Annotated in this window: 20 protein-coding genes; 14 read left to right on the top strand and 6 right to left on the bottom strand. The window is 66.1% G+C overall.

Annotation, left to right across the window (positions count from 1 at the left end):
- Positions 1 to 11 precede the first annotated feature (11 nt).
- Positions 12 to 1,142 carry an SRPBCC family protein gene (locus QMZ05_RS24090; protein WP_353702999.1) on the bottom strand — a complete coding sequence of 377 codons (1,131 nt, stop codon included), beginning with the start codon at positions 1,140 to 1,142 and terminating at the stop codon, positions 12 to 14.
- 171 nt (positions 1,143 to 1,313) lie between these two features.
- Between QMZ05_RS24090 and QMZ05_RS24085 the strand changes: the two genes are divergently transcribed.
- Positions 1,314 to 2,264: a LysR substrate-binding domain-containing protein gene (locus QMZ05_RS24085; RefSeq protein ID WP_353702998.1), complete on the top strand. Its 951-nt coding sequence runs from the start codon at positions 1,314 to 1,316 to the stop codon at positions 2,262 to 2,264.
- On the opposite strand, the gene QMZ05_RS24080 is transcribed toward QMZ05_RS24085, so the two are convergent.
- Genes QMZ05_RS24080 through QMZ05_RS24070 form a run of 3 tightly spaced genes read right to left on the bottom strand, consistent with a single transcriptional unit; the run spans position 2,261 to position 4,797 of the window.
- Positions 2,261 to 2,953, bottom strand: a complete 693-nt coding sequence (locus QMZ05_RS24080; RefSeq protein WP_353702997.1) for a DUF1045 domain-containing protein — start codon at positions 2,951 to 2,953, stop codon at positions 2,261 to 2,263. The two genes, QMZ05_RS24085 and QMZ05_RS24080, sit on opposite strands and share 4 nt — an antisense overlap.
- A gap of 9 nt (positions 2,954 to 2,962) precedes the next feature.
- Positions 2,963 to 4,135 (bottom strand): alpha-D-ribose 1-methylphosphonate 5-triphosphate diphosphatase, encoded by a 1,173-nt coding sequence (locus QMZ05_RS24075; protein WP_353702996.1) that lies wholly within the window; start codon positions 4,133 to 4,135, stop codon positions 2,963 to 2,965.
- Positions 4,132 to 4,797: a chloramphenicol acetyltransferase gene (locus tag QMZ05_RS24070; protein WP_353702995.1), complete on the bottom strand. Its 666-nt coding sequence runs from the start codon at positions 4,795 to 4,797 to the stop codon at positions 4,132 to 4,134. The genes QMZ05_RS24075 and QMZ05_RS24070 overlap by 4 nt, the downstream gene beginning before the upstream one ends.
- Positions 4,798 to 4,997: 200 nt before the next feature.
- On the opposite strand from QMZ05_RS24070, the gene phnC reads away from it, so the two are divergent.
- The 4 genes from phnC to phnE (QMZ05_RS24050) all read left to right on the top strand — a co-directional run bounded on the left by phnC (position 4,998) and on the right by phnE (QMZ05_RS24050) (position 8,629).
- Positions 4,998 to 5,813 carry a phosphonate ABC transporter ATP-binding protein gene (gene phnC / locus QMZ05_RS24065; RefSeq protein WP_050423113.1) on the top strand — a complete coding sequence of 272 codons (816 nt, stop codon included), beginning with the start codon at positions 4,998 to 5,000 and terminating at the stop codon, positions 5,811 to 5,813.
- A gap of 76 nt (positions 5,814 to 5,889) precedes the next feature.
- Positions 5,890 to 6,819: a phosphonate ABC transporter substrate-binding protein gene (gene phnD, locus QMZ05_RS24060; protein ID WP_353702994.1), complete on the top strand. Its 930-nt coding sequence runs from the start codon at positions 5,890 to 5,892 to the stop codon at positions 6,817 to 6,819.
- 80 nt (positions 6,820 to 6,899) lie between these two features.
- Positions 6,900 to 7,784 carry a phosphonate ABC transporter, permease protein PhnE gene (phnE, locus tag QMZ05_RS24055; RefSeq protein WP_353702993.1) on the top strand — a complete coding sequence of 295 codons (885 nt, stop codon included), beginning with the start codon at positions 6,900 to 6,902 and terminating at the stop codon, positions 7,782 to 7,784.
- Positions 7,781 to 8,629 carry a phosphonate ABC transporter, permease protein PhnE gene (phnE, locus tag QMZ05_RS24050; protein ID WP_353702992.1) on the top strand — a complete coding sequence of 283 codons (849 nt, stop codon included), beginning with the start codon at positions 7,781 to 7,783 and terminating at the stop codon, positions 8,627 to 8,629. The genes phnE (QMZ05_RS24055) and phnE (QMZ05_RS24050) overlap by 4 nt, the downstream gene beginning before the upstream one ends.
- A 179-nt stretch (positions 8,630 to 8,808) precedes the next feature.
- Here phnE (QMZ05_RS24050) and phnF read toward each other — a convergent pair whose 3' ends face one another.
- On the bottom strand, positions 8,809 to 9,534 hold the full coding sequence (gene phnF / locus QMZ05_RS24045) for a phosphonate metabolism transcriptional regulator PhnF (RefSeq protein ID WP_050423108.1): 726 nt from the start codon (positions 9,532 to 9,534) through the stop codon (positions 8,809 to 8,811).
- 127 nt (positions 9,535 to 9,661) lie between these two features.
- Between phnF and phnG the strand changes: the two genes are divergently transcribed.
- Genes phnG through QMZ05_RS24000 form a run of 9 tightly spaced genes read left to right on the top strand, consistent with a single transcriptional unit; the run spans position 9,662 to position 16,622 of the window.
- A complete protein-coding gene (gene phnG / locus QMZ05_RS24040) occupies positions 9,662 to 10,123 on the top strand; it encodes a phosphonate C-P lyase system protein PhnG (RefSeq protein ID WP_353702991.1) in 462 nt (153 codons plus the stop codon).
- Positions 10,124 to 10,127: 4 nt separating this feature from the next.
- Positions 10,128 to 10,736 carry a phosphonate C-P lyase system protein PhnH gene (gene phnH, locus QMZ05_RS24035; protein ID WP_353702990.1) on the top strand — a complete coding sequence of 203 codons (609 nt, stop codon included), beginning with the start codon at positions 10,128 to 10,130 and terminating at the stop codon, positions 10,734 to 10,736.
- 3 nt (positions 10,737 to 10,739) lie between these two features.
- On the top strand, positions 10,740 to 11,843 hold the full coding sequence (locus QMZ05_RS24030) for a carbon-phosphorus lyase complex subunit PhnI (RefSeq protein ID WP_353702989.1): 1,104 nt from the start codon (positions 10,740 to 10,742) through the stop codon (positions 11,841 to 11,843).
- On the top strand, positions 11,840 to 12,724 hold the full coding sequence (locus tag QMZ05_RS24025) for an alpha-D-ribose 1-methylphosphonate 5-phosphate C-P-lyase PhnJ (protein ID WP_353702988.1): 885 nt from the start codon (positions 11,840 to 11,842) through the stop codon (positions 12,722 to 12,724). The genes QMZ05_RS24030 and QMZ05_RS24025 overlap by 4 nt, the downstream gene beginning before the upstream one ends.
- Positions 12,717 to 13,514, top strand: coding sequence for a phosphonate C-P lyase system protein PhnK (gene phnK / locus QMZ05_RS24020; RefSeq protein WP_353702987.1), 798 nt, complete (start codon positions 12,717 to 12,719; stop codon positions 13,512 to 13,514). Before QMZ05_RS24025 ends, phnK begins: the two co-directional genes overlap by 8 nt.
- 8 nt (positions 13,515 to 13,522) lie before the next feature.
- A complete protein-coding gene (phnL, locus tag QMZ05_RS24015) occupies positions 13,523 to 14,221 on the top strand; it encodes a phosphonate C-P lyase system protein PhnL (RefSeq protein WP_353702986.1) in 699 nt (232 codons plus the stop codon).
- A 13-nt stretch (positions 14,222 to 14,234) separates the two neighbouring features.
- The gene (locus QMZ05_RS24010; protein ID WP_353702985.1) at positions 14,235 to 15,389 is read left to right on the top strand and encodes an alpha-D-ribose 1-methylphosphonate 5-triphosphate diphosphatase; all 1,155 of its coding nucleotides are present in this window, start codon (positions 14,235 to 14,237) and stop codon (positions 15,387 to 15,389) included.
- Entirely contained in the window at positions 15,386 to 15,979 is a 594-nt protein-coding gene (gene phnN / locus QMZ05_RS24005) for a phosphonate metabolism protein/1,5-bisphosphokinase (PRPP-forming) PhnN (RefSeq protein ID WP_353702984.1), read from the top strand. Before QMZ05_RS24010 ends, phnN begins: the two co-directional genes overlap by 4 nt.
- Positions 15,980 to 16,010: 31 nt before the next feature.
- Positions 16,011 to 16,622 (top strand): pyridoxamine 5'-phosphate oxidase family protein, encoded by a 612-nt coding sequence (locus QMZ05_RS24000; protein WP_353702983.1) that lies wholly within the window; start codon positions 16,011 to 16,013, stop codon positions 16,620 to 16,622.
- 114 nt (positions 16,623 to 16,736) lie between these two features.
- On the opposite strand, the gene QMZ05_RS23995 is transcribed toward QMZ05_RS24000, so the two are convergent.
- Positions 16,737 to 17,336 carry a TetR/AcrR family transcriptional regulator gene (locus QMZ05_RS23995; protein WP_353702982.1) on the bottom strand — a complete coding sequence of 200 codons (600 nt, stop codon included), beginning with the start codon at positions 17,334 to 17,336 and terminating at the stop codon, positions 16,737 to 16,739.
- Positions 17,337 to 17,526: the final 190 nt, after the last annotated feature.

The raw sequence follows: 17,526 nt of genomic DNA, 5'->3' as shown, positions 1-17,526 counted from the left end.
GTTGGATTGGGTCAGCGTGCGCCGGTGCGGCTGTCGATGATCGCGGCCAGGTTCCGGTGAAAATGCCTGATCGCGCCCTCGAACAGGCCGAAGGTGAAGTGATCGTTGGCCCGCGTTGCGAGCCCGCGCTGTGCGGCGCAGGCCATCTCGCGATCTTCGGCTGCGCCCGCGGTGACGAAGTCGCGTCCCTGGGCGACCGCGGCGCGGCCGTCCTCCGCGGCGATCTGGTTCGACAGCGTGTAGGTCACGAGCCGGGTGCGGTCCACGGCGAGCGGCTCGAGCACCGTCATCAACCGGTTGGTCGGGAAGGTCGACAGCATCACGTTCGGAAACAGGTGATAGACATGCGTCAGCATGCCGCCCGTCCTGCGTTCGCCCGGCGGCACGTTGCGCAGTTTCTCGATGCGCCGGTAGGGGAAGCTGATCCGGCTGTTGCGGCCGAACGATTCGATCACGTTGAGATTGTCGTATTGCAGCGGATAGAACGTATCCTGATGCGTCGATCGGATGTGATAGCCTTCGAGGAAACCTTCGGCGACGATCTTCCAGTTGGCCTCGACCTCCTGCGAAACGGTCGAGTACAGCGTCCAGTCGTCGCCGAACAACGCCGGCATGCCACTCGCGTCGGAGGTTGCGGCGGGATCGTCTTGCGCGACAAACACCAGGCCATCGCGTTCGATGCAAGTGACCGGCACGAGGCCGTGCGCGGTCTTGTCGAGCCCGGGAAAGCCGTATTCGTCGGGAATGCCACGCAACCGGCCATCGAGGCCGTAGGTCCAGCCATGATAGCGGCAGGTCAGCGCCTTCTTGCAACCGGCGCCGTCGACCAGCTGCACGCCGCGGTGCCGGCACGCGTTGCGGAAGGCGCGCGCGACGCCGTCCGCGCCGCGGATCGCGACAACAGGCGTCAGCGCCGCGTCGCGCGCGACGTAGGCGCCGATCTCGGCGAGCGCAGCCGACGGACAGAACGGCGTCAGCGTGCGGCGGAACACGTGGTCGATCTCGGCCGCGAAGCGATCCTGCGACAGATAGTGGGCGACGGGCTCGTGCCAGACGCCGTCGCTGAGATCGGTCGATTTCGCGTCGATATGTCCGAGGATACGGTCAACGATCGAGGCTTCGTCCGCGAGCTGTGTCGTCATCGCCGTTCTCCCGCTCATTTGGCCGGGCTTGCCGCCGGTCTGGTTCGAGGGACAGGCTCGCGCATTGCGCTGCATGCGACAAGCGAAACGAGCTGGGTTCGGATGAATGACATTCATCTAAGCCCATTTTCCGCGCGACATCGACGGCGGCCGGCCGCTAGGATCGGTCCCATGAGCAGGAACAACCCGAGGCCGGGGCGCCGGTCACCGTCGCAGCGGAGGGACGATCTCGCTGCAGCGAGCCTTCGGCCCGCACATCTGCTGGCATTGCAGGCATTCGATGTCGCGGTCAGGCTCGGCAGCTTCAAGGAGGCCGCGGGCGTGCTGAATGTCAGCGCCTCGGCAGTCAGCCATCGCATCCGCAATCTCGAAGTCCATCTTGGCGTCGCGCTGTTTCACCGCGCCCATCGCGTGGTTCGGCCGACCCATGCCGGCGAGAAGCTGGCTGCCGCGACCGGCCGCGCCTTTGCATTGTTGGCGCAAGCGGAGTCGGCGGTCGAGGCGGCTGGCCAACGCCGGCTGCGGCTGAAGGCGTTGCCGCAATTCGCCTCGGCCTGGCTGATCCCGCGGCTGTCCTCGTTCCTCACCCGGCATTCCGAGCTCGATCTCGCGATCGAGACCTCGAACCGCAATGTCGATTTCGACACCGAGACATTCGATGCCGGCATCAGCTTCGGGCCCGATAAGCCCGAAGGAGTCGTCGCGCATCGCCTGATGGAGGTGAGGACCGTTCCGGTCGGTGCGCCGGCACTGGCGCGGCGGTTGAAGCTGCGCGCGGCCGCGGACCTCGGCCGCGCCGTGCTGATCCATGTCACGACGTTCCCGGCAGCCTGGCCGCTCTGGTTCAAGCATGCCGGCGAGCCGGCGCCGCCCGCAACGCGCGCGATCTCGGTCGACAGCTTTGTCGCCGGGCTGCAGGCTGCCGAACGCGGCGCGGGGGTTGCGCTGGCGCTCGAACCCTTCATCGCCGAAAGCGAGCGGCGCGGCGCGATCCGCCGGCTCTTGCCGGTCGGTCACGTCACCGGCAGCTATTGGCTGGTGCATCCGCCGGGCGCGCAACGCAACCGCGCGCTGCAGACGTTCAAGAAGTGGTTGCTGGCCGAACTCGGAAGGCCCGGTTAGCTCGCGCGCAACGGCCAGCTTCCGATGATCCGGAAGCGTGATGCGCTATCCATCTGCTTGAACAACGCGATGCGGTCGATCGCGAGCCTCGTGAGGTCGACCGCCGCGAACCGCTCGCGCAGCTGCGCCACGATCGGGCCGCGCCGCTCGTCGCTCAGCCGCCCGGTCAGCGTCATGTGGAAGCGGAATTCTTCCATGACGTAGGGATAGCCCCAGCGGTCGAGATAGTCGCGATGCCGCTCCGTGAGACGTTCGGGTTTGCGCCGTGCGCGATCCTGCGCCGTCAGCGGCGCGCGGAACGTGTCGAACTCGGTGACGCAATCGGCGGCAAGCTGCTGGAGTTCGTCGGAGCGCTTCGCCGGAATCACGGCGATGAAGCCGCTGATCGCATCGACCACCGGCTCGATCACGGGAATGCGCCGCGCGCGGCCGGCGAAGCTAGCACAGGCAGCGAGAAGCTCGGCCTCGTTCCTGCCGTCGGCGAGCGCGCCTGGGGCCTTCAACGTGGCGTGGAAGCCATACTTGCGGGGGTCTTCCGTCACTTCGCGCCAGTCGGGCGTGACGCCATCGGGAAACGGCAGGTCGTCACCCGACACCGCATCATAGCCGAGCAGCGCCGAACCGAAGCGGTGCAGGGCGCTGTCGGGCGACGGCGCATAATAGATCGCGTAGCGCGGGGTGTTGGCCATGGGGCTGAGCTATGCCGCCGCAACCGTCTTGCGCGGTGCGAGCGAATGGACGAGGCAGCTCGCATCCGCCAGATGCACCAGCCGGCCCGCCGCGATCACCGCAACGATGCGCGGCCGCAAGGGTGCCTTGTCGTCGACGACGATGATGTCGGCACGGCGGCCTGCGATGAGCACGCCGCGATCGGCGAGCCCTGCGGCGCGCGCCGGCGCCGACGAGATCAGGTCCCAGGCTTTGGCAAGCGGTACGATGCCATCGGCGGCGAGGCGGAACGCTGCGAGCAGCTGCGCCGGATAATAGTAGTCCGACGCCAGCACCGAGCAGAGGCCCTGTGCGATCATGTCGGATGCCTTGGTCCAGCCGGTGTGGCTGCCGCCGCGGACCACGTTGGGCGCGCCGAACACGATGAAGTCGCCCGCGGCCGCGGCATCGCGCGCGGTCTCTACGTTCACGGGGAATTCGGCGAGCGTGGCGCCCAGCGCACGAAACTCCTGACGCATTGCCGGGCTGTTGTCGTCATGGGAGAGCATGCGGACATCTGCCGCGCGCGCAGCCGCAGCCAGCCGCGCGATCGAGGCGGGCACCTCGGGACGGCGCGCCACGATCCGATCGAGCATGTCGTTGACAGCCTCGATCGACAGTCCGGTGCGTTCGGCGAGCTGGTTGCGCTTCTTCGGCTTGACGTTGCTGTGGTCGTTGAAGGCGAACAGGTCGATGCGGCCTTCGGTGAGCCACTGAATGATCTCGGCCTCGGCCTCGAGATTATGGGTCTCGTGGCGCAGGTGGAAACGCGTATCGGCGGCGAGCTGCGGCCGCAGCGCCTCGATCGCATCGAGCAGCTTGCGCGCATTGTCAGCGCTGCGCAGGCCGGGCTCCCACGACCACGTCGTGCCGTGGAACACGGTGGTGATGCCGTTGGCGATCGCCTGCCGGTCGCTATCGATCAACGCCACGTCGGTCGGGAAATCGACGCCGGGGCGCGGCATCATCTGCCGCTCGAACGCATCGCCGTGCAGATCGATGATGCCGGGCAGCACCAGCAGGCCGCTGGCATCGATGTGCAGCGCGGCGCGGCCTTGCTCGGCATCGAGCGCGCCGATGTCGCGACCTGAGGTCCGCAGCGAGGTCTCGACCAGGCCACCGTCAACCAGCGTGCGTCCGCCTTCGATGAAAATGTCCGTCACGATGCGGCGCTCCGTTGCTTGTCCAGTGATTGAGATACGGCCTCGGCCTCATACTTGTCGAGGAATTCCTCGACCGCGAGCTTGCGAAAGTCGGGCAGGACACGACGAAGTGTCTCGTGATCCCAGTCCCACCACGCGAGTGCTGTGAGGCGATCTGCAATCGTCTCCGAAAAGCGCCGCTTCACCGGGCGCGCCGGATTACCGGCAACGATGGTATAAGCGGGCACATCCTTGGTCACGATCGCGCCGGCGGCAACGACAGCGCCGGTCCCGATGTTCCGTCCAGCGAGCAGAATCGCGCCGTGACCGATCCAGACGTCATGGCCGATATGCACGTGATGCGCACGTCGCCAGTTGAAGAAGTCGCTGTCGTCGCTCTCTCCGGGAAAATAAGCGCTGGCGCGGTAGGTGAAATGCGCCTGCGTCGCGCGATGCATCGGGTGGTTGCCGGGATTGATCCGCGTCATCGCCGCGATCGAGCAGAACTTGCCGATCGAGGTGTAGGTGATCTGGCTGTCGTTCACGACGTAGGAATAGTCGTCCATGCTGACTTCAAGCAGGATCGTGCGCGCGCCGACCTCGGTATATTTGCCGAGCTTGCTCTCGCGCACCGACGCGGTCGGGTCGACAGTCGGCACAACCGAGAGTGTTTTTCCGGCCATCAGGGCCTCCGCAAATCTTTGGCTTCCGGGGGATGCGCGCTCGTCTTCGGGATGCTTGATGACAACATCATGACGTTGCGATGACGGCAAGAGACGACGAGGACGGGGTGTGGACGATCGCCGCACCGCAGCGCGGTCGTCACATAACTGTAAAACGCCGGGGATAGCGATGGCCCAACGCGACGCGGTTGGAGCATTGCATGCTGGTGGTGGAAGGTTTGACGTGCCGGTTCGGCACAAAAGCCGCAGTCGACAACGCATCGTTTTCGATCGCGCCGGGCAGCTTTGTCGGCGTGATCGGCCGCTCCGGTGCCGGCAAGTCGACCTTGCTGCGGATGATCAACCGTCTCGCCGATCCGACCTCGGGCCGTATCCTGTTCGAAGGCACCGACGTGACCGCGCTGCGCGGCAAGGCGCTGCGGCAGTGGCGGGCGCGCTCGGCGATGATTTTTCAGCAGTTCAATCTGGTCGGCCGGCTCGACGTCTTGACCAACGTGTTGATGGGCCGGCTCGCCCAGATCCCGTCCTGGCGCTCGCTGGCGCAGGTCTGGCCGGAGCAGGACAGGGCGCTCGCGCTGTCCGCGCTCGAGCAGTTCGACATCGCCCAGCTCGCGGCGCAGCGCGCCGACCAGCTCTCCGGCGGCCAGCAGCAGCGCGTCGCGATCGCCCGCGCGCTGGTGCAGGAGCCCGACATCATTCTCGCGGACGAGCCGATCGCCTCGCTCGATCCGCGCAACACCAAGATTGTGATGGATGCGCTGCTGCGCATCAACAAGCATTTCGGCATCACGGTGCTCTGCAATTTGCACTCGCTCGACCTCGCACGGACCTATTGCGACCGCCTGGTCGGCATGGCAGCGGGCCGCGTGGTGTTCGACGGCGCGCCTGCGGCGCTGACCGACCATATCGCCCGCGAGCTCTACGACCTCGAGGCCAATGACGTCATCGGCGCGGCGCCGCTGCCTGCGCCCGACGGCGCAACTGCTCCGGCGCTCGGCACCGCTGCCGCGGCCTGAGCGTCGCATTACCGAAAATCTGGGCGACCGGGCATTTCGCCCGGCCAACAGGCGTAGCTACCAAAGAGGGGTAACCATGATCACTCGTCGCATCATTCTGGCCGGCGCCGCCGCGCTGGCATTCGCAGGGTCGGCTTCGGCCGAGGACTGGAAGGCCAAATATCCCGAGATCACCTTCGCCGTGATCCCCGCCGAAAACGGCTCCGGCGTCACCGAGCGCTACGGTCCGCTCACCGAGTATCTGTCGAAGGAGCTCGGCATCAAGGTGAACCTGCGCGTCGCCAACGACTACGCGGCGGTCATCGAAGGCCAGCGCGCCGGCAACATCCACATCGGCTATTACGGCCCGGCGTCGTTCGCCCGCGCCCGCCTCACCGGCGTCAAGACCGACGCCTTCGTGATCGACGTCAACGCCGACGGCTCGAAGGGCTACTATTCGGTGTTCTACGTGCTCGCCAAGAGCCCGTACCAGAAGGTCGAAGACCTCAAGGGCAAGAACATCGGCCTGGTCGATCCCAACTCGACCTCCGGCAACAACATGCCGCGCTTCAAGCTGAATGCGATGGGGATCGATCCGGAGACCTATTTCTCCAAGGTGGTCTTCACCGGCAGCCACGAGAACGCCGTGCTGGCGCTGGCGCAGGGCACCGTCGACGTCGCCGCCAACTGGTGGAATGCCGACGACGATTCCAACCTGACCCGCATGCTCGCCAAGAACATGGTGAAGTCGAGCGACGGCACGCCGCTGAAGAAGGAAGACTTCCGCATCATCGTGAAGTCCGACCTGATCATCAACTCGCCCTACGCTTATCTCGAGAGCCTTCCCGATGACATGAAGGCGAGGATCAAGCAGGCCTTCCTCGACATGCCGAAGAAGGATCCGGAAGCCTTCAAGAAGCTGTCCGACGGCAAGAACCTGCCGTGGCAGCCGGTCACCAACGCCGACTACGACAAGACCATCGAGCTGATCAAGTTCGTCGACGCCCTGCGCAAGAAGGCGTCCTGATCTCACGTCGTCGCTGAATTGGGCCGGGTTTCGACACCCGGCCCTTTTCGTTCATTCCTCGAGCAGACTGGCCCGCATCGATGGCGACCGCCATTTCCATCCTTCCAGCGCAGCAACTGGCGACGCTGAACGATGCCTATCGCAAGGCGGTCGCGCGCAAGCGGCTCAAGGCGACGGTCGCGGCCGCGGTGTTCTGTGCGGCGCTGTTCATCGCAGCGCTCGGCGCCGATGTGAACCTGCACACGTTCTTCACCTACTTCGGCAACTTCCTCAGCTATTTCGATCGCATCCTGACGCTGGATTCCGGTGCGCGGGTCTGGACCGATCCGCTGGAGTGGTTCTGGGGTCTGAAGAAGTGGCTCCGCCTGCTCGGCGAGACCCTCCTGATCAGCTATGTCGGCACCCTGACCGGTGCGGTCCTCGCGTTTGCGCTGAATTTCTTCGCCGCCCAGAACACCGCGCCGGGACCGTGGGTGCGCTTCATCGTCCGTCGCCTGTTGGAATTCGCCCGCACCGTGCCCGGCATCGTGTTCGCGCTGATCTTCGTGATCGCGTTCGGCCTCGGCCCGATGGCCGGCGTGCTGGCAATCGCGATCCACACCACCGGCGCGCTCGGCAAGCTGTTCGCCGAGATCGTCGAGAATGCCGATATGAAGCCGGTCGAGGGCATCCGCTCCACCGGCGCGAGCTGGCTGTCCTGCATGCGCTTTGCCATCCTGCCGCAGGTCTCGGCGGGCTACGCCAGCTACGCGCTGCTGCGCTTCGAGATCAACGTCCGCGAAGCGTCGGTGATGGGCTTCGTCGGCGCCGGCGGCATCGGGCAGGAGCTCGTGGTCGCGATCCGCAAGTTCTACTATTCCGACGTCAGCGCGATCCTCGTCACCATCATCGTCACCGTCTTCATCATCGACATCTCGACCGGCTGGCTGCGCGGCCGGCTGTTCGGCAAGGAGACCCGCCGATGAGCCAGATGCCGAGGCCGGATATCGCGGAATTGCGCGACAAATATCCCGGCGTGTTCGAACGTCCCGCGTCGGCACGGCTGGCGATGCCGGCCATGATCGTGGGGGCGCTCGCGATCTTCATCTACGGTCTGGTCGATCTCGACTTCTCGCCGGCCAAGCTGATCACGGGGATGAGCCAGCTCGGCTGGATCACCATGATGATGATCCCGCCGAACCCCGGCTCGTCGTTCCCGCTCTACATGCAGGCGCTCGGCGAGACGCTGTCGATCGCGCTGCTCGGCACCACGCTCGCGGCGCTGCTGGCGTTGCCGGTCAGCCTGCTGGCGGCGCGCAACGTCATCCCGTCCAACCTGATCCGCTTTCCGGTGCGCCGCTTCCTGGATTCGATCCGCGGCGTCGATACGCTGATCTGGGCGCTGGTCTGGATCAACGTCGTCGGCCTCGGCCCGTTCGCCGGGGTGCTCGCGATCATGGTCTCCGACTTCGGCGCGTTCGGAAAGCTGTTCTCCGAGGCGATCGAGGCGGCGGACCGCAAGCAGGTCGAGGGCATCCGCGCCTCCGGCGGCAATGCGCTGCATGAAATCCGCTTCGGCCTGCTGCCGCAGGTGCTGCCTGTGATTGCCGGGCAGGTGCTCTACTTCATCGAGTCGAACACGCGCTCGGCCACCATCATCGGCATCGTCGGCGCCGGCGGCATCGGGCTGCAGCTTGCCGAGCAGATCCGCGTGCTGGAATGGCAGAAGGTGTCGTTCCTGATCCTGATGATCCTGATCGCGGTCGCCGCGATCGACTTCATCTCGAGCAAGCTGCGCTTTGCCATCATCGGCCAGCGCGCCGTGGTCTAGCTGCTCCTTCGCCTCTCCCCGCGTGCGGCCGCCGCGGCTGCGCGCAGCCAAAATATCGAAAACAACCCCATGCAAAGGAGCTGGCGGCTGCCGGCGTTCGACACGTCAACTTGACACGTCGGGCAACTCAGGGATATATTTCCAATATTCCGAAATCGTGCGGGCGAGGGCGTATGCCGTCAGCCGTTCTCGACCAGGAATTCCACGCGTTCGGCGGCGAAGCGCGAGCGCTTGGTCACCAGCGGCTGGTCCAGCATATCGACGTCGGTCGCATCGACCACCAGCACCGGCCGTCCCAGCGGCAGATCGAGCCGTGCGGCGTCGGTCGCATCGACGATCGCCGCGGTGATCCGGGTCGAGGCGCGGTGGTAATCCTTCACGCCGTAATGCCCGAGCAGCTTCGTCATCGAGCGAACGTCGGCAAACACGCTGCCGGCATCGGGAAACCGCTCGGCGGACAGCCAGGTGGTGGAGACGCAGATTGGCGTCCGGTCGGCGAGCCGCACTGCTTCGATCCGGATGAGCGGCGCGCCGATCTTCAGGCCGAGCTCGCGCGCGATCTCGCGGTTGGCGACATCGCTGCCGGCATCGATCAGCTGGCCGCGCGGCTCGTGGCCGCCGGCGCCGACGATCTCCGAAAATCGCGTGCGTGAGCGCAAGGGATAGGCGAGGCGCTGGGCTTCGACATAGGTGCCGCTGCCGCGCTCGGCGCGCACCAGGCCGCGCTCAGCCAGTGCGGCGAGCGCACGCCGCACGGTGTGGCGGTTGACCCGGTAAGTTTCGGCGATCTCCATCTCGCCGGGCAGCTTTTCGCCGGCGGCAAAGCGGCCGTCAGCGATGCCGCGCTCAATGCCGTCGGCGACTTGCCGCCACAAGGCGACGCCGGAACTTTCCTGCATGCTCATCGCGCGGTGATACCAGAAATCTTCGATTTGTCACGAAACAGTCATGGCGCTCGGCTATCAAGTTGTCTATTATCATAGACAACTTGATGCAAGCAAGGTTGCCCAAGGGTTGCACATGAATCCGACCATGAGTTCGACCGGGCCAGACAGCAAGCTGGCCCAGCGCAAGGCCGCGATGACGGTGCTGGCGCACTCCGCCGCAGCCGACATCGCAGGCAGGCTCGCGGCGATCGCGGTACCGAAGCATGAGAACCTGCGCGAGCCGGAGAACGGCCTCGTGATGATGCGCGGGCGGGTCGGCGGCGACGGCGCAGCGTTCAATCTCGGCGAGGCAACGGTGTCGCGCGCGGCGGTGCGGCTTGCGAGCGGCGAGGTCGGCTTCGGCTACACGCTCGGCCGCGATGCGCAGAAAGCGCAGATGATCGCGCTGTGCGACGCCATGGTGCAGTCGGCGGCATTGTGCGGCGAGGTGGAGGCCAAGGTGATCGCACCGCTGCGTGCCGCTGTGAATGCCGAGCGCGCCCGCAAGGCCGCCGAGACCGCGGCGACGCGGGTTGATTTCTATACGATGGTGCGCGGTGAGGGATGATGCAATGACGACGATTGCCGAAATGCCCGCAGGCTTTGCCGACAAGGTGCTGTCGGCGCAATCAACGTTCCGTTCCGTGATGGATGCGATGGCACGCCCGGGCAGCGTGCAACGTGTCGCCGCCAGCGTCGGAACGCCGGCCGGCATGATGCGCGGCTCCGCCGCGATCGCGCTGACGCTGTTCGATCACGACACGCCGATCTGGCTCGACGCCGCGATGTCGGCAACGCCGGACGTCGCCCGCTGGCTCAAGTTTCACGCCAGCGCGCCGGTGGTCGGGGATTCCTCGATCGCGAGTTTCGCGCTGATCGGCGATGCTGCGAACCTGCCGGCGCTGGAACGCTTTGCGTTCGGCAGCAACGAATATCCGGACCGCTCGACCACGCTGATCCTGCAGGTCGACAGCCTGACGCAGGGCCCGGCCTTCGAGCTGAAAGGGCCCGGCATCGACGGCAGCGCGCTGTTGCAGGCGATGCTCAAGCCGCGCGATTTGTTTCAGCGGCTGTCGATCAATGAAGTCCTGTTCCCGCGCGGCATCGATGTCGTGCTGGTCCATGACGACAATATTGTCGCGATCCCGCGCACCACGCGGCTGATCGCCAGCGGAGTGTGAGCGATGTATGTAGCCGTCAAGGGAGGCGAGCGCGCCATCGAGAACGCTCATCGGCTGCTGGCGCATGAGCGGCGCGGCGATCGCGATGTGCCCGAGGTGACGCTGGCGCAGATCTCCGAACAGCTCGCGCTCGGCGTCGACCGCGTGATGACCGAAGGTTCGCTTTATGACCGCGAGCTTGCGGCGCTCGCGATCAAGCAGGCGCGCGGCGACATGATCGAGGCGATCTTCCTGGTTCGCGCCTTCCGCGCCACGCTGCCGCGCTTCGGCGCCACGGAGCCGGTCAACACCGGCGAGATGCTGGTGCGGCGGCGCATCTCCTCGACCTTCAAGGACGTTCCTGGCGGCCAGATCCTGGGGCCGACCTTCGACTACACCCATCGCCTGCTCGACCCGCAGCTCGCGGAAGGCTTTGTGCCGGAGCAGCCGGCGACCGCGGAGGCGTCGCAGGCGGCAACGCCGCGGGTCACCGACATTCTCGGCCGCGACGGCCTGATCGAGACGTCGCCGCAGGCAGATAGCGACGCGCCGGTCGGCGACCTGACGCGCGAGCCGCTGAGCTTCCCGGCCGATCGCGACCTGCGGCTACAGAATCTGGCGCGCGGCGACGAGGGCTTTCTGCTCGCGCTCGGCTATTCGACGCAGCGCGGTTATGGCCGCAACCATCCGTTCGCCGGCGAGATCCGCTTCGGCGAGGTCGAGGTCGAACTCTTCGCGGAGGATGTCGGCTTCGCGGTGCCGCTCGGCGCAGTCGAACTGACCGAGTGCCAGATGGTCAACCAGTTCAAGGGCTCGACGACCGAGGCGCCGTGCTTCACCCGCGGCTATGGCCTCGCCTTCGGCCAGAGCGAACGCAAGACCATGTCGATGGCGCTGGTAGACCGTGCGCTGCGCGCGCGCGAGCTCGGCGAGGAAGCGGCGGCGCCGGCGCAGGACGAGGAGTTCGTGATGTCGCACTCCGACAATGTCCAGTCGACCGGCTTCGTCGAACATCTCAAGCTGCCGCATTACGTCGACTTCCAGTCCGAGCTCGGCCTGCTGCGCAAGCTGCGGCAGGAATTCGCCGAAGCCAATCAGGCTCCGGAACTGCGGGAGGCCGCGGAATGAACGCGCCGACATACAATTTCGCCTATCTCGACGAGCAGACCAAGCGGATGATCCGCCGCGCGATCCTGAAGGCGATCGCGATCCCCGGCTATCAGGTGCCGTTCGCGAGCCGCGAGATGCCGATGCCCTATGGCTGGGGCACCGGCGGCGTGCAGGTGAATGCGGCGATCCTCGGCCCCGACGACGTGCTGAAGGTGATCGACCAGGGCTCGGACGACACCACCAATGCGATCTCGATCCGCAAGTTCTTCGGCAAGACCGCGGGAGTGGCGACCACGACCTCGACCACGGATGCGACCGTGATCCAGACCCGGCACCGCATTCCCGAGGCGTCGCTGCACGTGGGGCAGGTGCTGGTCTATCAGGTGCCGATCCCCGAGCCGCTGCGCTTCCTCGAACCGCGCGAGACCGAGACGCGGCGGATGCACGCGCTCGCCGAATACGGGCTGATGCATGTCAAGCTTTACGAGGACATCGCGCGCTTCGGCCACATCGCGACCGCCTACGCCTATCCGGTGAAGGTGAATGCGCGCTACGTGATGGACCCGTCGCCGACGCCGAAATTCGACAATCCGAAGATGGACAATTGCGCGGCCTTGCAGCTGTTCGGGGCCGGTCGCGAGAAGCGCATCTACGCGATCCCGCCCTACACCACGGTGGTCTCGCTGGATTTCGAGGATCATCCGTTCACGCGCTATCGCTTCAACGCGCCCTGCGCGCTGTGCGGCGCCGACAATTCCTATCTCGACGAGATCGTCACTGATGACAAGGGCGGGCGGATGTTCGTCTGCTCCGATACGGACTTCTGCGAGCAGCGCCAGGCCGCCGGCCATCACGGCACCGAGAGCGCGGCGCCGCACAAGGAGAAGGCGAATGTCTGAGCTCTCGAGCCTCGACAACGACGAGCCGCTTCTGGTGGCTGACGGGCTCGCCAAGAATTACGGCCGGCTGCCGGCCTGCCGCGACGTCTCGTTCGCGCTCTATCCCGGCGAGGTGCTGGCGATCGTCGGCGAATCCGGTTCGGGCAAGTCGACCTTGTTGCAACTGCTCTCCGCGCAGCTCGCGCCGAGCGCGGGCCGCGTGTCCTACCGGATGCGCGACGGCGTGCTGCGCGATCTCGCCGAGCTCGGCGAAGCGGAGCGGCGCTTCTTGTTCCGCACCGACTGGGGTTTTGTACATCAGGACCCGGCGCAGGGACTGCGCATGGGCGTCTCGGCCGGCGCCAATGTCGGCGAGCGGCTGATGGCGGTCGGCTGGAATCACTACGGCCGGATCCGCGACACTGCGTCGACCTGGCTCGATCGGGTCGAGATCGATGTCGGCCGCATCGACGATGCGCCGAAGACCTATTCCGGCGGCATGCGGCAGCGCCTGCAGATCGCGCGCAACCTCGTCACCGAGCCGCGGCTGGTGTTCATGGACGAGCCGACCGGCGGCCTCGACGTCTCGGTGCAGGCGCGCCTGCTCGATTTGATGCGCAATCTGGTCAGCGAGCTCGGCCTCGCCGCCATCGTCGTGACCCACGATCTCGCGGTCGCGCGCCTGCTGTCGCATCGCGTGATGGTGATGAAGGGCGGCCGCGTCATCGAGACCGGCCTCACCGACCAGGTGCTCGACGATCCCCGCGAGCCCTATACGCAGCTGCTCGTTTCCTCGATTCTGCCGCCATGAGCTTGCCAATGACCGCGATGATCGAACTTGCCAACGCCGAGAAGACCTTCACCATGCATCTGCAGGGTGGCGTCGAGCTGCCCGTGGTGCGCGGCGTTTCGTTCCACGTCGAGCCGGGCGAGTGCGTGGTGCTGTCGGGGCCGTCGGGCGCCGGCAAATCCTCGATCCTGAAGATGATCTTCGGCAACTACCGCTGCGACAGCGGCCGGATCGGCATCCGCCACCACGGCAAGGTGGTCGATCTTGCCAGCGCCGAACCGCGCCAGGTGCTGAGCATCCGCCGCTCGACGATCGGCTATGTCAGCCAGTTCCTGCGCGCGGTGCCGCGGGTGGCGACCATCGACGTCGTTGCCGAGCCCTTGATCGTCAACGGCGTCGCGCGCGAGGAAGCCCGCGAGCGCGCCGGCAAACTGCTGCGCCGGCTCAACATTCCGGAGCGGCTGTGGACCCTGCCGCCCTCGACCTTCTCCGGCGGCGAGCAGCAGCGCGTCAACATCGCGCGCGGCTTCATCTCGGACCTGCCGATCCTGTTGCTCGACGAGCCGACCGCTTCGCTCGATGCGGCGAATCGCGCAGTGGTGGTCGAGCTGATTGCGGAGAAAAAGACCAGGGGCGTCGCGATGGTCGCGATTGTCCATGACGACGAAATCCGCCATCTGATTGCCGATCGCATCGTCGATGTGACCTCGTTCGCCGTAGCTGCCTGAAGGACCGTTTGAAATGACCGCCAAGCAAGACACCATCATCGGCAACGCCCGCTTGGTTCTCGCCGATCGGGTGATCGAGCAGGGCTGGGTGGCTATCGTCGACGGCAAGATCGCGGAGTTCGGGGAAGGCCGGGCGCCCGAGATCGCCGAGGATGCCGCCGGCGATCTCCTGATGCCCGGCCTGATCGAGCTGCACACCGACCATCTCGAGATGCACTACGTGCCGCGGCCGAAGGTGTTCTGGAACCCGGTCGCCGCCGTGATCTCCTATGACGGGCAGCTCGCGACCTCAGGCATCACCACGGTGCTGGATTCGCTGCGGGTCTGGCGCGAGGACGGCGCCGAGGACGTCGACGGCCGCGCCGGCGTGCTGGCGGCGGCGATCACAGCCGCGCGCGAGGAGAACCTGCTGCGCGCCGATCACTTCCTGCATCTGCGTTGCGAGGTGCCGATGCCTGACGTCGTCGCCGAGGCCAAGGAGCTGATCGACCGGCCGGACGTGCGGTTGATGTCGCTGATGGACCATACGCCGGGCCAGCGCCAGTTCCGCGACGAGGTCAAGCTGCGCGACTACTACCGCGGCAAGGGCGGCGGCATGACCGACGCCCAGCTCGACGTGCTGTTCGCCCGGCGCTTCGCCTATCAGAAGGAATATGCGGTCGCGAACACCCGCGCGATCGTCGCGCTGGCGCATGAGTACAAGATCCCGCTGGCGAGCCACGACGACACCACGGACGAGAACGTGGTCGACGCCGTCAACGACAAGGTCGCGGTCGCGGAATTCCCGACCACGATGGAAGCCGCGCGGGGCTTGCACGCCGCCGGCATCGACATCCTGATGGGTGCGCCGAACGTGGTGCGCGGCGGCTCGCATTCCGGCAACATCGCAGCGGTCGATCTCGCCAATGAGGGTATGCTGGATATCCTGTCGTCGGATTACATCCCGTCGAGCCTGTTGATGGCGGCGCTGCAGCTGCCGCGCCATGTGCCGGCGATCGATCTTGCCTCCGCCATCCGCACCGTGACCAAGACGCCGGCCGAAGCGGTTGGCCTCTCCGATCGCGGCGAGATCGCGGTCGGCCGGCGCGCCGACCTGATCCGCGTTCACGTCGCGCGCGACCTGCCGGTGGTGCGCAGCGTCTGGCGCGAAGGGGGGAGGGTCGCGTGACCGATGCGTCCGTGATCGCCGAGCAGCGCGCTGCGATCGGGCCAGGCCGGTTGATCCTGGTGGTCGGCCCGAGCGGCGCCGGCAAGGATACGCTGCTTGGGCTCGCGAAGGCAGCCTGCGCCGATGATCGCGGGATCGTGTTTCCCCGCCGCCTGATCACCCGCCAGGCCTCGGCGTCAGAAGACAATGAGGAGATCAGTGCCGAGGCCTTCCAGCGCGCGGCCGCTAGCGGCGACTACGCCATGCATTGGGAAGCGCACGGCCATCGCTATGCGCTGTCGCGGGCCATCAACGACGATATCCGCGCCGGACGCACCGTGATCGCGAACGTCTCGCGCACGGTGATCGCGGCGGCGCGCCGCAACTATGCCAGTGCCGTTGTCGTGCTGGTCACGGCGCCGCCGGACGTGCTGGCCGCCCGGCTCTCGATGCGGGCACGCAGCAGCGACGGCCTGCTCGCGCAGCGGCTGGCCCGCACCGTCGACGAAAGCACCTCGACGCCCGATTTCACCATCGTCAATTCCGGCACCGCCGAATATCACGCGCGACAGCTTGTCCGCATCATCAAGGACGAACGCTGGGACGAGTAGCCACGACTAGCCACAAAGGAGAACAGCACTGATGTCGGTGATCTCTACGATCGAGCAGCTTGAGGCGATCTACGGCTTCCCGAACGACGCGTCGACCGTGAAGGTCGCCGATCACGTGACGCCGCTCTATCGTGTGCTCATCGAGAAATCGCCGTTCGTGTCGCTCGCGACCTCGGGCCTCGAAGGGCTCGATTGCTCGCCACGCGGTGACCTGCCGGGCTTCGTGCGCATCCATGATCCGAAGACACTGATGATGCCGGATCGCCGCGGCAACAATCGCTGCGATTCGCTGCGCAACATCGTGCGCGATCCGCGCGTCGGGCTGCTGTTCCTGATCCCGGGCTCGGGCAGCACGCTGCGCGTCAATGGCCGGGCCTATGTCACGGCCGAGCCGGAACTGCTGGCTTCCTTCAAGATGGAAGGCAAGGCGCCGCGCACGGTCATCGTGATGACCGTGGACGAGATCTACTTCCAGTGCGCCCGCGCGATCGTGCGCTCCGACCTCTGGAATCCGGACAAGCGAATCGATCCGACAACCCTGCCGACGCCGGGCCAGATCCTTGCCGAGATGAGCGAGCACACGGTCGGCGGCGAGAAGTATGATCGGGAATGGCCGGAGCGCGCGCGGCAGACGATGTGGTGATTCGGTCGCGCGCGATTGTGGACCGTCATTGCGAGCGAAGCGAAGCAATCCATTGTCACCGGTCGTGCGGATGCATGGATTGCTTCGTCGCTATCGCTCCTCGCAATGACGGGGCTACCCCTTCGTCTGCTCCTCGAACGCCTTCAGCGACACCGCGGCGATCTCGCGCAGCGTCTCGCGGTTCGCCCCCGAGGAGGCCATCACGCACATGCCCGATGTCACCGCGGAGAGATAGCGCGCAAGCGTGGCTGGATCGACGCTCTCGCCGAGGTCATGTTCGGCCGTGGCGCGGACAAAGCGTTCGCGCAACTGGTCCTCGGTTCGGGTGCGGCGCGCCGCCAGTTCGAACGGAACATTGGCCGAGCCGGTGCCGCAGGCAAGGCCGCCCTGGACCAGCAGACAGCCGGGCGGGTTGGCGGGGTCGGTCTGGGCGTCCGCATGCTCCATCAGAAAGCGTTCGGCGACCTCGTGCGCGGTCGCGGCGTTGAGCACCTTGTCCATCCAGGCGTCGCGCTTTTCGGTGTAGCGGTCGAGCGCAGCCTTCAGCAGGCCTTCCTTGCTGCCGAAGGCGGCATAGAGGCTCGGGGGATTGATGCTCATCGCCTCGGTGAGCTGCGCGATGGTCGCGCCCTCGTATCCGTGGCGCCAGAATACGTCCATGGCCCGGTCCAAAGCGGCGTCCGCGTCGAAGGCGCGGGGGCGTCCCATTCCCATTTCTCGTCACTCCGTAAGCCGGGTGCCGTTTCTGTGACGGATTGTCCCTGGCTTATCCTCTTGTTGCACGTAATGTTTTTCCGCGACTTCCCATTTCCCCGTGAATGAGATAATTAATTCGTAGTGCCCGATACATAAGTATCTTGCGAACCGGCGTCCAGCTCCACATTTGTAGCGAACACTACAGATA

The sequence above is a fragment of the Bradyrhizobium sp. INPA03-11B genome, assembly GCF_040446015.1.
Taxonomy (GTDB): Bacteria; Pseudomonadota; Alphaproteobacteria; order Rhizobiales; family Xanthobacteraceae; genus Bradyrhizobium; species Bradyrhizobium macuxiense_A.
Note: the sequence above shows the minus strand (reverse complement) of the source record. Positions and strands in the feature narration are given on the sequence as shown.

Bases quoted from the DNA above. Each gene is read 5' to 3' on its own strand.
- QMZ05_RS24090 (WP_353702999.1), bottom strand. From the start codon at position 1,142: ATGACGACACAGCTCGCGGACGAAGCCTCGATCGTTGACCGTATCCTC.
- QMZ05_RS24085 (WP_353702998.1), top strand. From the start codon at position 1,314: ATGAGCAGGAACAACCCGAGGCCGGGGCGCCGGTCACCGTCGCAGCGG.
- QMZ05_RS24080 (WP_353702997.1), bottom strand. From the start codon at position 2,953: ATGGCCAACACCCCGCGCTACGCGATCTATTATGCGCCGTCGCCCGAC.
- QMZ05_RS24070 (WP_353702995.1), bottom strand. From the start codon at position 4,797: ATGGCCGGAAAAACACTCTCGGTTGTGCCGACTGTCGACCCGACCGCG.
- phnC (WP_050423113.1), top strand. From the start codon at position 4,998: ATGCTGGTGGTGGAAGGTTTGACGTGCCGGTTCGGCACAAAAGCCGCA.
- phnD (WP_353702994.1), top strand. From the start codon at position 5,890: ATGATCACTCGTCGCATCATTCTGGCCGGCGCCGCCGCGCTGGCATTC.
- phnE (WP_353702993.1), top strand. From the start codon at position 6,900: ATGGCGACCGCCATTTCCATCCTTCCAGCGCAGCAACTGGCGACGCTG.
- phnE (WP_353702992.1), top strand. From the start codon at position 7,781: ATGAGCCAGATGCCGAGGCCGGATATCGCGGAATTGCGCGACAAATAT.
- phnF (WP_050423108.1), bottom strand. From the start codon at position 9,534: ATGAGCATGCAGGAAAGTTCCGGCGTCGCCTTGTGGCGGCAAGTCGCC.
- phnG (WP_353702991.1), top strand. From the start codon at position 9,662: ATGAGTTCGACCGGGCCAGACAGCAAGCTGGCCCAGCGCAAGGCCGCG.
- phnH (WP_353702990.1), top strand. From the start codon at position 10,128: ATGACGACGATTGCCGAAATGCCCGCAGGCTTTGCCGACAAGGTGCTG.
- QMZ05_RS24030 (WP_353702989.1), top strand. From the start codon at position 10,740: ATGTATGTAGCCGTCAAGGGAGGCGAGCGCGCCATCGAGAACGCTCAT.
- QMZ05_RS24025 (WP_353702988.1), top strand. From the start codon at position 11,840: ATGAACGCGCCGACATACAATTTCGCCTATCTCGACGAGCAGACCAAG.
- phnK (WP_353702987.1), top strand. From the start codon at position 12,717: ATGTCTGAGCTCTCGAGCCTCGACAACGACGAGCCGCTTCTGGTGGCT.
- phnL (WP_353702986.1), top strand. From the start codon at position 13,523: ATGACCGCGATGATCGAACTTGCCAACGCCGAGAAGACCTTCACCATG.
- QMZ05_RS24010 (WP_353702985.1), top strand. From the start codon at position 14,235: ATGACCGCCAAGCAAGACACCATCATCGGCAACGCCCGCTTGGTTCTC.
- QMZ05_RS24000 (WP_353702983.1), top strand. From the start codon at position 16,011: ATGTCGGTGATCTCTACGATCGAGCAGCTTGAGGCGATCTACGGCTTC.
- QMZ05_RS23995 (WP_353702982.1), bottom strand. From the start codon at position 17,336: ATGGGAATGGGACGCCCCCGCGCCTTCGACGCGGACGCCGCTTTGGAC.